We start from the raw sequence: 12,799 nt of genomic DNA on the forward strand, positions 1-12,799 counted from the left end.
CTTGGACTGGTCTCGATACTGGATACGATCAATCGGCTTAACCGCATGGCCTGAACCGCCGTGTACGGAACCGTACGCACGGTGGTGTGGGAGGACGGCGGCCGTGAGGCCGCCTCCTACCCGATCCTGGCTGCCGGGCTCAGGCTTGTGCGGAGGTGACCATCTGTCGGGCATGTGCCAGGGACTGCTCGGTCAGGTCGACGCCTCCGAGCATTCGCGCGATTTCCTCGACGCGGCCGTTCTGATCCAGCTCTGCGACGGCAGTGCGGGTTTCATCCGCCCCGCGAGCCTTGTGCACGAACAGGTGGTGATGTCCTTGGGCGGCGACCTGCGGCAGGTGGGTGACGGTCAGCACCTGGCCGCGCTCGCCGAGGCGGCGCAGCAGCTGGCCAACGATCTCCGCGGTGGGGCCGCCGATACCCACGTCGACTTCATCGAACACCAGCGTCGGTACGCGGGATGTCTGCGCGGTGATCACCTGAATCGCCAGGCTGATGCGTGATAGTTCACCCCCGGATGCGACCTTGGCCAGGGCGCGCAGGGGCTGGCCCGGGTTGGCGCTGACCAGGAACTCGACCTGCTCCAGGCCGTAGTGCATCAGTTCGCCTTCGGCTGCAGGCTTGAGTTGCACGCTGAATCTGCCGCCTGGCATACCCAGTCTTTGAATCTCTACCTCGACAGCGCTGGCCAGTTGTTCGGCCGCGGCCTGGCGCATGCGGCTGAGTTCGCCGGCTTTTTCTTCGTAGTGCCGAGCGTAGACCGCCAGTTCTTCACCGAGGCGCTCGACTGCTTCGTCGTCGGCGTTAAGCCCTTCTAGCTCCTCCAGCAGCTGCTGGTGCAGGTTGGGCAGTTCGGTCGGTTGCACGCGGTGCTTGCGAGCGAGGGTGTAGATGGTATCCAGCCGCTCTTCCAGCATTTGCTGGCGCTCCGGATCGGCGTCGAAGTGATCGACGAAGCGGTTCAGCTCGCCGATCGCCTCTTCGACCTGAATCTGCGCGCTCGCCAGCAGATTGACTGCTTCGCTCAGGGCCTGAGGTTGGTTCTGGAAGGCGCTCAGACGCTGCAGGCTGCTGGTCAGTGCCGACAGTACGTTGCCGGCATCGCTCTCGCTGCACAGCTCCATGACCTGTCGGCAGGCGCCGAGCAACTGCTCAGCATTGGCCAGGTTCTTGTGTTCGCGCTCGAGTTGCTCCAGTTCGTTCTCGCCCAACGCCAGGTTCTCCAGCTCTTCCAGCTGGTAGCTGAGCAATTGGTGGCGTGCGCGCTGTTCGTCGCCACTGTTGCTCAGGCGTTCCAGGGTCTGTCGCGTCTGCCGCCAGCGCTGGGCGGCCAGCTGGACCTGTCGCGCCAGCTCCTGGTTGCCGCTGTACTCATCGAGCAGGCGCCGATGGGTGTCGGTCTTCAGCAGGGATTGATGCTCGTGCTGGCTGTGGATATCGATAAGCAGCTCGCCCAGCGACTTGAGGTCGCCCTGCGGACAAGGGGTGCCGTTGATGTAGCCGCGGGAACGACCTTCGGCGGTGATGACACGGCGCAGGATGCAGGGCCCGTCATGGTCCATGTCGCGCTCGGCGAGCCAGGCGCGGGCGTCGGGAATATCGTCCAGGTCGAAGCTGGCAAGAATGTCGGCCTTGTCGGCGCCGATGCGCACCACGCTGCTGTCGGCCCGGTCGCCCAACGTCAGGCCGAGGGCGTCGAGCATGATCGACTTGCCTGCGCCGGTTTCTCCGCTGATGACGCTCATGCCGCGTTTCAGCTCGAGGTCGAGGTGCTCGACGATGGCGTAGTTGTGGACCGATAGATGAACCAGCATGGCAAGGGCTCCCGATTTGCGTGGCTGGCTATTTATACAGTGGTTTTCCTGGGCGCTACAAGCGTTGAAGGATGAGTGTGCGGTTGCTCGTCATTTCGCTGGGCGCTCTTCGCTTTCCGCCCTTGAAGCCTGTTTTCGCGCCCCCATATAGCGGCACAAGCGCGGGTTTGCTGCCCGCTGATCGTATAGAGAGGAGGACCTATGGCCGACGAGCAGAACCTGGATAACCAGAACCCGGAAGCGCCCGAGCACTCGGAAGCGGACGTAGCCGAGGATCTGGCCGCCCGCGTGCAGTCGCTGGAAGAGCAGCTGGCCGCTGCGCAGGACCAGTCACTGCGCGTTGCGGCTGAGCTGCAGAACATCCGCCGGCGCGCCGAGCAGGATGTCGAGAAGGCGCACAAGTTCGCCCTGGAAAAGTTCGCCGGTGATTTGCTTGCCGTTGCCGACAGTCTCGAGCGTGGCCTTGAGCTGTCCAGTGCTGATGACGAGGCGGTCAAGCCCATGCGCGAGGGCGTCGAACTGACCCTCAAGCTGCTTCAGGACACGCTGGCGCGTCACCAGCTCGAGCAGCTCGATCCGCATGGCGAGCCGTTCAATCCTGAGCATCACCAGGCCATGGCCATGGAAGAAAGCACCCACGTCGAGCCGGGCAGCGTGCTCAAGGTGTTCCAGAAAGGTTACCTGCTCAACGGTCGCCTGCTGCGTCCGGCGATGGTCGTCGTCAGCAAGGCGCCCGCCGATGTGCCGCCTTCGATTGATGAGAAGGCTTGAAATTCGGTTACCGACCCCCATCTGGTAGCCAAGCGTTTTTGTGTTACCCGCAGCCGGTAAAGCAGGCGCGGACCAATCGAAATTTGGAGAGCGAATTAAATGGGCAAGATCATCGGTATCGACCTGGGAACCACCAACTCCTGCGTCTCGATTCTGGAAAACGGCAAGGCCAAGGTAATTGAAAATGCCGAAGGCGGCCGTACCACTCCGTCGATCATCGCGTACGCGAACGACGGCGAAATTCTGGTTGGCCAGTCGGCCAAGCGTCAGGCAGTGACCAACCCGCACAACACCCTGTATGCGGTGAAGCGTCTGATCGGTCGCCGTTTCGACGAAGAAGTCGTGCAGAAAGACATTCAGATGGTCCCTTACAAGATCGTCAAGGCAGACAACAGTGACGCCTGGGTCGAGGTGAATGGCCAGAAAATGGCGCCGCCGCAGATCTCCGCTGAAATCCTGAAGAAGATGAAGAAGACCGCCGAGGACTACCTCGGTGAGCCGGTGACCGAGGCGGTGATCACCGTTCCGGCCTACTTCAACGACAGCCAGCGTCAGGCCACCAAGGATGCCGGTCGTATCGCCGGTCTGGACGTCAAGCGCATCATCAATGAGCCGACCGCGGCTGCGCTGGCATACGGCATGGACAAGGCCAAGGGCGACCACACCGTGATCGTCTATGACCTGGGTGGCGGTACCTTCGATGTTTCGGTGATCGAGATCGCCGAAGTCGACGGTGAGCACCAGTTCGAAGTGCTGGCTACCAACGGCGACACCTTCCTCGGTGGTGAGGACTTCGACATCCGCCTGATCGACTACCTCGTCGACGAGTTCAAGAAAGAAACCGGCATGAACCTCAAGGGTGATCCGCTGGCGATGCAGCGCCTGAAGGAAGCTGCCGAGAAGGCCAAGATCGAGCTGTCCTCCAGCCAGCAGACCGACGTCAACCTGCCGTACATCACCGCTGACGCGTCTGGTCCGAAGCACCTGAACGTGAAGATCTCCCGCGCCAAGCTGGAGTCGTTGGTCGAGGATCTGGTCGAGCGCACCATCGAGCCGTGCCGCATCGCGCTGAAGGATGCCGGCGTCGATGTTTCGAAGATCGACGACGTGATCCTGGTCGGTGGTCAGACCCGTATGCCGCTGGTGCAGCAGAAAGTCGCCGAGTTCTTCGGCAAGGAAGCACGCAAGGACGTCAACCCGGATGAGGCTGTGGCCATGGGTGCTGCCATTCAGGGCGCGGTCCTGGCCGGCGACGTCAAGGACGTGCTGCTGCTCGACGTATCGCCGCTTACCCTGGGCATCGAAACCCTGGGTGGCGTGATGACGCCGCTGATCGAGAAGAACACCACCATCCCGACCAAGAAGTCGCAGGTGTTCTCCACTGCGGACGATAACCAGAGCGCCGTGACCATTCATGTGCTGCAGGGCGAGCGCAAGCAGGCTACGCAAAATAAGTCGCTGGGTCGCTTCGATCTGGCCGAGATCCCGCCGGCACCGCGTGGCATGCCGCAGATCGAGGTCACCTTCGACATCGACGCCAACGGCATCCTGCACGTGTCTGCCAAGGACAAGGCCACTGGCAAGCAGCAATCCATCGTGATCAAGGCCAACTCGGGTCTGTCCGAGGAGGAGATCGAGCAGATGGTTCGCGACGCCGAGGCCAATGCCGAGGAAGACCGCAAGTTCGAAGAGTTGGCGACTGCGCGCAATCAGGGCGATCAGCTGGTGCATGCGACCCGCAAGATGCTCGTTGAGGCCGGCGACAAGGCCAGCGACGACGACAAAGCGGCAATCGAGAAAGCGCTTGGCGAGCTGGAAGTGGCCATCAAAGGCGACGACAAGGCCGAGATCGAAGCCAAGATCGCTGCGGTTTCCCAAGCTTCCACGCCGGTCGCGCAGAAGATGTACGCCGAGCAGGCCCAGGCTGGCGAAGGTCAGCCGGCAGATGAGCAGGGCAAGCCGGGCGACGACGTGGTCGACGCCGAGTTCGAAGAGGTCAAGGACAACAAGTAAGCCCTGGCTTGCTTCCGCTCCAGCCCGTCCCGACATCGTTCGGGCGGGCCCGACCGCTGCGCGGGGGCTTGCTCCCGCGTCGGCGTGTCTGGAAGGCATGAATTTGAGGGTTCAGGATAGTTATGGCCAAACGCGATTTTTATGAGGTGCTGGGCGTCGAGCGCGGCGTCAGCGAGACAGAGCTGAAAAAAGCTTACCGGCGCCTTGCGATGAAGCATCACCCGGACCGCAATCCGGGGGATAAGGCGGCTGAAGACGCCTTCAAGGAGGCCAACGAGGCCTACGAAGTACTCTCCGATCCGAGCAAACGGGCTGCCTACGATCAGTACGGCCACGCCGGTGTCGATCCGCAGATGGGTGCTGGCGCAGCCGGTGCCGGTTACGGTGGTGCGAACTTCTCCGATATCTTCGGCGACGTGTTCAGCGATTTCTTCAGTGGCGGCCGCGGCGGTGGTCGTGGCGGCGCACAGCGTGGCAGTGATCTGCGCTACACGCTCGAACTCGATCTCGAAGAGGCAGTGCGCGGCACCACCGTGACCATTCGCGTGCCGACCCTGGTCGAGTGCAAGACCTGCGATGGTTCCGGCGCGAAGAAGGGAACGAGTCCGGTTACCTGTACCACCTGCGGCGGTATCGGTCAGGTGCGCATGCAGCAGGGTTTCTTCTCGGTACAGCAGACCTGCCCGCGCTGCCACGGCAGCGGCAAGATGATTTCCGATCCGTGCGGCAGCTGCCATGGGCAGGGGCGCGTGGAGGAGCAGAAGACACTCTCGGTCAAGGTGCCGCCGGGTGTCGATACCGGTGATCGCATTCGTCTATCTGGCGAAGGCGAGGCGGGTACTCAGGGTGGCCCGGCCGGCGATCTGTATGTGGTGGTCAATGTGCGCGAGCACGCGATCTTCCAGCGCGATGGCAAACATTTGTATTGCGAAGTGCCGATCAGCTTTGCCGATGCCGCGTTGGGTGGCGAGCTGGAAGTGCCGACGCTGGATGGCCGCGTCAAGCTGAAGATTCCTGAGGGTACCCAGACCGGCAAGCAGTTCCGCTTGCGTGGCAAGGGGGTCGCGCCGGTGCGCGGTGGTGCGGCGGGCGATCTGCTGTGTCGCGTCGCGGTGGAGACGCCGGTCAACCTGAGCAAGCGTCAGCGTGAGATGCTCGAGGAGTTTCGCGGCACGCTGCAGGGTGACACCTCGCATTCCCCCAAGGCCAGTGGCTGGTTCGAAGGTGTGAAGCGCTTTTTCGGTGATGTATGACAAGGGCCTATGGGTGGAGGATGGCAGGCTTCGTGCCTGCGTCCTCCGCTTGAAGCCTGCAGCCTGGAGCTGAATTGATGCGACGTATTGCAGTGACCGGCGCCGCCGGGCGTATGGGCAAGACCTTGATCGAGGCGGTGCAGCAGACCAGTGGTGCCGCCGGCCTGACGGCGGCCATCGATCGTCCGGATAGCACTCTGGTGGGTGCCGATGCCGGCGAGCTGGCAGCCATCGGTCGTCTGGGTGTGCCGCTTACCGGTGAGCTCGTCAGGGCCATCGATGAGTTCGACGTGCTGATCGATTTCACCCATCCTTCGGTGACCCTGAAGAATCTGGAAGTCTGCCGGCGCGCCGGCAAGGCGATGGTGATCGGTACCACCGGATTCTCGCCTGACGAGAAGGAGCGTCTTGTTGCGGCGGCCAGGGACATCCCGATCGTCTTTGCCGCCAACTTCAGTGTTGGCGTCAATCTGTGCCTCAAGCTGCTGGATACGGCAGCGCGGGTATTAGGTGACGACGTGGATATCGAGATCATCGAAGCGCATCACCGGCACAAGGTGGACGCGCCTTCGGGTACCGCACTGCGCATGGGTGAGGTCGTCGCCGAGGCGCTCGGGCGTGACCTTCAGAAGGTTGCGGTGTATGGACGTGAGGGGCAAACCGGTGCGCGTCAGCGCGACACCATCGGCTTCGCGACCGTCCGTGCCGGCGACGTGGTCGGTGATCACACAGTGTTGTTCGCCGCCGATGGTGAGCGCGTGGAAATCACCCACAAGGCCTCCAGCCGCATGACCTTCGCCAAGGGCGCCGTGCGTGCCGCGCTATGGCTGGACGAGAAGCCGGCAGGTCTTTACGACATGCAGGATGTGCTCGGTCTGAAATGATTCGCTGCGTCGGCTGGCAGCGTCGCGCCCCGTTCGAGTGCGTTTGCCGGCTATTTTGGCTGGACCCGAAAGGCGGTTTTATGTAAGCTTCCCGCTTTAGTGTGTCCACTAAAAGTTGCGCAGAAATGAATCAAACAAAAAGCGGGATGACCTTCACACGTCATCCCGCTTTTTTACAATCTGCGTCTGCTCCAGCCTTGATCTACGGGAGGTCTCTTGACTAAGCCAGCCCTTACGCCAGCCATTCTGGCTCTTGCCGATGGCAGCATCTTTCGCGGCGAATCCATCGGCGCCGATGGGCAAACCATTGGTGAGGTGGTGTTCAACACCGCCATGACCGGCTATCAGGAAATCCTCACCGATCCTTCCTACGCCAAGCAGATCGTAACCCTGACCTATCCTCATGTCGGCAACACGGGTACCACGCCGGAGGATGCCGAGTCCTGGAAAGTCTGGGCTGCGGGTCTGGTTATTCGCGACCTGCCGCTGATTTCCAGCAACTGGCGCGACAAGCAACCCCTGCCTGACTACCTCAAGGCCAATGGCACCGTTGCCATCGCCGGCATCGATACTCGTCGCCTGACCCGTATCCTGCGTGAGAAGGGTGCGCAGAACGGCTGCATCCTGGCTGGTAGCGACGCGACAGAAGAGAAAGCGCTGGAGCTGGCGCGCAGCTTCCCCGGCCTCAAGGGCATGGATCTGGCGAAGGAAGTCAGCGTCAAGGAGCGTTACGAGTGGCGCTCCAGTGTCTGGTGCCTGAAGGATGACGGCCATGCCGAGATTCCCGCCAGCGAGCTGCCCTACCATGTCGTCGCCTTCGACTACGGCGTGAAGTACAACATCCTGCGCATGCTGGTCGCCCGCGGTTGCCGCGTCACCGTGCTTCCGGCACAGACGCCTGCCAGCGAAGCCCTGGCGCTGAACCCGGACGGTATCTTCCTGGCCAACGGTCCGGGTGACCCCGAGCCTTGCGACTACGCGATCAAGGCGATCCAGCAAGTGCTCGAAACCGACATTCCGGTGTTCGGCATCTGCCTTGGTCACCAGTTGCTGGCGCTCGCCTCCGGCGCCACGACCGTGAAGATGCCCAACGGCCACCACGGTGCGAACCACCCGGTTCAGGATCTGAAGACCGGTGTGGTGATGATCACCAGTCAGAACCACGGCTTTGCCGTGGACGAAGCTAGTCTGCCGGCCAATGTGCGTGCGACACACAAGTCGCTGTTCGATGGCACCCTGCAGGGCATCGAGCGCACCGACAAGGTTGCTTTCAGCTTCCAGGGTCACCCCGAAGCGAGCCCGGGGCCGCATGACGTCGCGCCGCTGTTCGACCGTTTCATCGAAGCCATGGCCAAACGACAGTAACGAGTCGTCTTGAGAGTGTAGCGAGCGCGGTCTGGGCAAGGCGCCCGGAACGCAACGACGAGACAGTACAGGTAGTACGGCGAGGAAGTGAGTACCGCGCAACGCAGCCCAGGCGGCGCGCAGTAACTTTCAAGATGACTCGCCGACTGACCTAAGGATTCGAGTAACGAAAATGCCAAAACGTACAGATATCAAAAGCATCCTCATCCTCGGCGCCGGCCCCATCGTCATCGGCCAGGCGTGCGAGTTCGATTACTCCGGCGCTCAGGCCTGCAAGGCGCTGAAGGAGGAAGGCTTCCGCGTCATCCTGGTGAATTCCAACCCGGCGACCATCATGACCGACCCGGCCATGGCTGACGCGACCTACATCGAGCCGATCAAATGGGCCACCGTGGCCAAGATCATCGAGAAGGAGCGTCCGGATGCACTGCTGCCGACCATGGGTGGCCAGACCGCGCTGAACTGCGCGCTGGACCTGGAAAAGCACGGCATTCTGGAGAAGTTCGGCGTCGAGATGATCGGTGCCAACGCCGACACAATCGACAAGGCCGAAGACCGTTCGCGCTTCGACAAGGCGATGAAGGACATCGGTCTGGCCTGTCCGGTATCCGGCATCGCGCACAACATGGAAGAAGCCTATGGCGTGCTCGACAAGGTTGGCTTCCCCTGCATCATTCGTCCGTCGTTCACCATGGGCGGCACCGGCGGCGGCATCGCCTACAACCGTGAAGAGTTCGAAGAGATCTGTGCCCGCGGCCTCGATCTGTCGCCGACCAGTGAGCTGCTGATCGACGAGTCGCTGATCGGCTGGAAGGAATACGAGATGGAGGTGGTCCGCGACAAGAAGGACAACTGCATCATCGTCTGCTCCATCGAAAACTTCGATCCGATGGGCGTGCACACCGGCGACTCCATCACCGTTGCGCCGGCGCAGACCCTGACCGACAAGGAATACCAGATCCTGCGTAACGCCTCGCTGGCGGTCCTGCGTGAGATCGGCGTGGAAACCGGCGGCTCCAACGTGCAGTTCGGCATCTGCCCGAACACCGGGCGCATGGTGGTGATCGAGATGAACCCGCGGGTGTCGCGTTCTTCGGCGCTGGCGTCCAAGGCTACCGGCTTCCCGATCGCCAAGATCGCGGCGAAGCTGGCCGTCGGTTACACCCTCGACGAACTGCAGAACGACATTACCGGTGGTCGTACTCCGGCCTCGTTCGAGCCGGCCATCGACTACGTCGTGACCAAGGTGCCGCGCTTTGCCTTCGAGAAATTCCCCAAGGCCGACGCGCGCCTGACTACTCAGATGAAGTCGGTCGGTGAGGTCATGGCGATTGGTCGCACCTTCCAGGAATCCATGCAGAAAGCGCTGCGTGGCCTGGAAGTCGGCGCAACCGGTTTCGATCCGAAACTGAATCTGGCTGACGCCGAGGCCGAGAGCACCCTCAAGCGCGAACTGACGGTGCCGGGCGCCGATCGCATCTGGTATGTCGCCGACGCCTTCCGTGCCGGCAAGAGTGTCGAAGATGTGTTCGCGCTGACCAAGATCGATCCTTGGTTCCTGGTGCAGATCGAGGATCTGGTCAAGGATGAAGAGCACGTCAAGACGCTGGGCCTGTCCAGCATCGACCGCGACATGATGTACAAGCTCAAGCGCAAGGGTTTTTCCGACGCGCGTCTGGCCAAGCTGTTAGGCGTCACCGAGAAGAACCTGCGCAGTCACCGTCACAAGCTCAAGGTGCTGCCGGTCTACAAGCGCGTCGACACCTGCGCCGCCGAGTTCGCTACCGACACGGCCTACATGTATTCGACCTACGAGGAAGAGTGCGAGGCAAACCCGTCGAGCCGCGACAAGATCATGATCCTGGGTGGCGGCCCCAACCGTATCGGACAGGGCATCGAGTTCGACTACTGCTGCGTGCATGCCGCGCTGGCCATGCGTGAAGACGGTTACGAGACCATCATGGTCAACTGCAACCCGGAAACCGTCTCCACCGACTACGACACGTCCGACCGCCTGTACTTCGAGCCGGTAACGCTGGAAGACGTGCTGGAAATCGTCCGCGTCGAGCAGCCCAAGGGCGTGATTGTGCAGTATGGCGGGCAGACGCCGCTGAAGATCTGCCGTGCGTTGGAAGAGGCGGGTGTACCGATCATCGGCACCAGTCCGGATGCGATCGACCGCGCCGAAGACCGTGAACGCTTCCAGCAGATGGTGCAGCGTCTGAATCTGCGTCAGCCGCAGAACGCCACGGCGCGTAGTGAGGAGGAAGCCATCGCTGCGTCCAAGGCGATCGGCTACCCGCTGGTGGTGCGCCCGTCCTACGTGCTGGGCGGTCGGGCGATGGAGATCGTCTACGAGGAAGAAGAGCTCAAGCGCTACATGCGTGAAGCGGTTCAGGTGTCCAACGACAGCCCAGTACTGCTGGACCACTTCCTCAATTGCGCCATCGAAGTGGACATCGACGCCGTGTGCGACGGTACCGATGTCGTTATTGGCGGCATCATGCAGCACATCGAACAGGCCGGCGTTCACTCCGGTGACTCGGCATGCTCGCTGCCAGCCTACTCGCTGCCGCAGCACATCCAGGACGAGATCCGCGACCAGGTGCGCAAGATGGCCCTGGAGCTCGACGTGATCGGCCTGATGAACGTGCAGATGGCCGTGCAGGGCGAGGACATCTATGTGCTCGAGGTCAACCCGCGTGCTTCGCGTACGGTACCGTTCGTGTCCAAGTGCATCGGCGAGTCGCTGGCCAAGGTCGCGGCGCGCGTGATGGCTGGCAAGACCCTGAGGGAAATCGGCTTCACCAAGGAAATCATCCCGCCATTCTTCAGCGTCAAGGAAGCGGTGTTCCCGTTCGCCAAGTTCCCTGGCGTGGATACCATTCTCGGGCCGGAAATGAAGTCAACCGGTGAGGTAATGGGTGTGGGCGACAGCTTTGCCGAAGCCTTTGCCAAGGCCCAGCTGGGCGCTAGCGAAATCCTGCCGACCTCGGGTTGCGCGTTCCTCAGCGTGCGCGAAGACGACAAGCCTTACGTCGAACAGGTCGCTCGTGATCTGGTCGGGCTCGGTTTTGAGGTGGTGGCGACCGCCGGCACCGCGCGGATCATCGAGGCGGCCGGACTGCCGGTGCGCCGTGTGAACAAGGTGACCGAAGGCCGTCCGCACGTGGTCGACATGATCAAGAATGACGAAGTGACATTGGTCATCAACACTACCGAAGGCCGCCAGTCCATCGCCGATTCGTATTCCATTCGGCGCAACGCCCTGCAGCACAAGATCTGCATCACCACCACCATCGCGGGTGGCCAGGCGATCTGTGAGGCGCTCAAGTTCGGTCCCGAGAAGACTGTGCGCCGGCTGCAGGATCTCCATGCAGGAATCAAGGCATGACAAAATTTCCAATGACCATCCAGGGCGCTCGCGCCCTGGAAGACGAACTCAAGCATCTGAAGACCGTTTTGCGTCCGCAGATCACCCAGGCGATCGCCGAGGCGCGCGAACTGGGCGATCTCAAGGAGAACGCCGAGTATCACGCCGCGCGTGAGCAGCAGGGCATGGTTGAGGCGCGTATCCGCGACATCGAAGGCCGCCTGCAGAACGCCCAGGTGATCGACGTCGCCAATATCCCGCCGACTGGCAAGGTAATCTTCGGTACCACTGTGGATATCGCCAATGTCGAGACCGACGAGCAGGTGACCTACCAGATCGTCGGCGACGATGAAGCTGACATCAAGCAGGGCAAGCTTTCGGTCAGTTCGCCGATTGCCCGCGCATTGATCGGCAAGGAAGAAGGTGATGTCGTGGCCGTCAAAACGCCCAGTGGGTTGATCGAGTACGAGATTGTCGAAGTCCGCCACGTCTGACCGACAGCCGGCGCGGGCTGGCATCATCACCTGGCAGCTGGCCCAGACATTCTGGGTCGGCGGCTTGTGGCTGCTGCAATTTCTGGTCTTGCCTGCCCTTGGGCGCGTCGGGCTGGCAACTTTATTGGTCGATGAGATCGCTGGCAGCCTGAAGCCGCTGCTGGTCGGCTTTGCCGCATTCTGTAGCGCGCTGCAGGCGCTGGTCTTGGTTCAGGTGATGGGGCTGCGCGGCTTGTGGCGTGACGTTCGCGGCCAGCTTTTGCTGACAGTGATGATGCTTGCGGGCAGTCAGCTGTTGATGCGGGCGGGCTGGTTTGAATCGCTCTACTGGGCCAGCTTCAGCTTTCTGGTGATGGCGCTGTGTGGCCTGATGCTGGTCTTGCAGCCCGCTCCGGGACGCGAGTACTGAGCGCGCGCGGCAGATTGAGTCTGCCGCGCACGATCTCAGGCCTGGAAGCGGTGAATATTTGAAAGCTGCTTGTTCGGCTTAGGATTCTTGCGGTAAACCAGGGCCATCTTGCCGATGGTCTGTACCAGCTCGCACTTGCCGATCCTGCACAGTTCTTCCATCAGCGCGCGGCGGTCTTCACGCTCTGCGAGGCGGAACTGGATCTTGATCAGCTCATGGTCGTTCAGGGCTCGCTCGAGTTCGGCTTGAACGCCTTCGGTCAGTCCGTTCTCGGCTACGATCAGGACCGGTTTCAGATGGTGGCCGATGGATTTGTACTGCTTCTTTTGCTCGTTGGTGAGCGGCATATGTCGACCCTTGCGTCAGAACCTTGGAAACGGCGGCTAGTGTAACCGAGAGGTGCATGACCGCACAGATGAGGCGT

The 12,799-nt window shown here is 61.8% G+C and carries 10 protein-coding genes; 8 read left to right on the plus strand and 2 right to left on the minus strand.

Translation table 11 applies throughout. The annotated features are described in order from the left end of the window. Positions 1 to 139: 139 nt before the first annotated feature. Positions 140 to 1,813 carry a DNA repair protein RecN gene (gene recN / locus IEG05_RS15030; protein ID WP_046620259.1) on the minus strand — a complete coding sequence of 558 codons (1,674 nt, stop codon included), beginning with the start codon at positions 1,811 to 1,813 and terminating at the stop codon, positions 140 to 142. Positions 1,814 to 2,014: 201 nt separating this feature from the next. Between recN and grpE the strand changes: the two genes are divergently transcribed. The 8 genes from grpE to IEG05_RS15070 all read left to right on the plus strand — a co-directional run bounded on the left by grpE (position 2,015) and on the right by IEG05_RS15070 (position 12,375). Beyond that, positions 2,015 to 2,584 carry a nucleotide exchange factor GrpE gene (gene grpE, locus IEG05_RS15035; RefSeq protein ID WP_041016112.1) on the plus strand — a complete coding sequence of 190 codons (570 nt, stop codon included), beginning with the start codon at positions 2,015 to 2,017 and terminating at the stop codon, positions 2,582 to 2,584. A 99-nt stretch (positions 2,585 to 2,683) separates the two neighbouring features. Further along, entirely contained in the window at positions 2,684 to 4,597 is a 1,914-nt protein-coding gene (gene dnaK, locus IEG05_RS15040; protein ID WP_046620261.1) for a molecular chaperone DnaK, read from the plus strand. A 122-nt stretch (positions 4,598 to 4,719) separates the two neighbouring features. Further along, a complete protein-coding gene (gene dnaJ, locus IEG05_RS15045) occupies positions 4,720 to 5,850 on the plus strand; it encodes a molecular chaperone DnaJ (RefSeq protein WP_046620263.1) in 1,131 nt (376 codons plus the stop codon). Positions 5,851 to 5,927: 77 nt separating this feature from the next. Next, positions 5,928 to 6,734, plus strand: coding sequence for a 4-hydroxy-tetrahydrodipicolinate reductase (gene dapB, locus IEG05_RS15050; protein ID WP_014819225.1), 807 nt, complete (start codon positions 5,928 to 5,930; stop codon positions 6,732 to 6,734). Between the two features lie 216 nt (positions 6,735 to 6,950). Next, entirely contained in the window at positions 6,951 to 8,099 is a 1,149-nt protein-coding gene (gene carA, locus IEG05_RS15055) for a glutamine-hydrolyzing carbamoyl-phosphate synthase small subunit (RefSeq protein WP_044314321.1), read from the plus strand. 172 nt (positions 8,100 to 8,271) lie between these two features. Beyond that, on the plus strand, positions 8,272 to 11,493 hold the full coding sequence (gene carB, locus IEG05_RS15060) for a carbamoyl-phosphate synthase large subunit (protein ID WP_046620267.1): 3,222 nt from the start codon (positions 8,272 to 8,274) through the stop codon (positions 11,491 to 11,493). Then, on the plus strand, positions 11,490 to 11,966 hold the full coding sequence (gene greA, locus IEG05_RS15065; protein WP_042924368.1) for a transcription elongation factor GreA: 477 nt from the start codon (positions 11,490 to 11,492) through the stop codon (positions 11,964 to 11,966). Before carB ends, greA begins: the two co-directional genes overlap by 4 nt. Continuing rightward, positions 11,944 to 12,375: a DUF4149 domain-containing protein gene (locus IEG05_RS15070; RefSeq protein WP_191122336.1), complete on the plus strand. Its 432-nt coding sequence runs from the start codon at positions 11,944 to 11,946 to the stop codon at positions 12,373 to 12,375. The genes greA and IEG05_RS15070 overlap by 23 nt, the downstream gene beginning before the upstream one ends. A gap of 35 nt (positions 12,376 to 12,410) precedes the next feature. Here the strand turns inward: IEG05_RS15070 and yhbY are convergent, their stop codons facing one another. Further along, positions 12,411 to 12,722, minus strand: coding sequence for a ribosome assembly RNA-binding protein YhbY (gene yhbY, locus IEG05_RS15075; RefSeq protein ID WP_046620272.1), 312 nt, complete (start codon positions 12,720 to 12,722; stop codon positions 12,411 to 12,413). Positions 12,723 to 12,799 lie beyond the last annotated feature (77 nt).

The organism is Stutzerimonas kunmingensis (genome assembly GCF_014764705.1).
GTDB lineage: Bacteria > Pseudomonadota > Gammaproteobacteria > Pseudomonadales > Pseudomonadaceae > Stutzerimonas.

Excerpts from the sequence above, each read along its gene's own strand:
- carB (WP_046620267.1), top strand. The coding sequence starts at position 8,272 with ATGCCAAAACGTACAGATATCAAAAGCATCCTCATCCTCGGCGCCGGC.
- dnaK (WP_046620261.1), top strand. The coding sequence starts at position 2,684 with ATGGGCAAGATCATCGGTATCGACCTGGGAACCACCAACTCCTGCGTC.
- dapB (WP_014819225.1), top strand. The coding sequence starts at position 5,928 with ATGCGACGTATTGCAGTGACCGGCGCCGCCGGGCGTATGGGCAAGACC.
- yhbY (WP_046620272.1), bottom strand. The coding sequence starts at position 12,722 with ATGCCGCTCACCAACGAGCAAAAGAAGCAGTACAAATCCATCGGCCAC.
- recN (WP_046620259.1), bottom strand. The coding sequence starts at position 1,813 with ATGCTGGTTCATCTATCGGTCCACAACTACGCCATCGTCGAGCACCTC.
- dnaJ (WP_046620263.1), top strand. The coding sequence starts at position 4,720 with ATGGCCAAACGCGATTTTTATGAGGTGCTGGGCGTCGAGCGCGGCGTC.
- greA (WP_042924368.1), top strand. The coding sequence starts at position 11,490 with ATGACAAAATTTCCAATGACCATCCAGGGCGCTCGCGCCCTGGAAGAC.
- grpE (WP_041016112.1), top strand. The coding sequence starts at position 2,015 with ATGGCCGACGAGCAGAACCTGGATAACCAGAACCCGGAAGCGCCCGAG.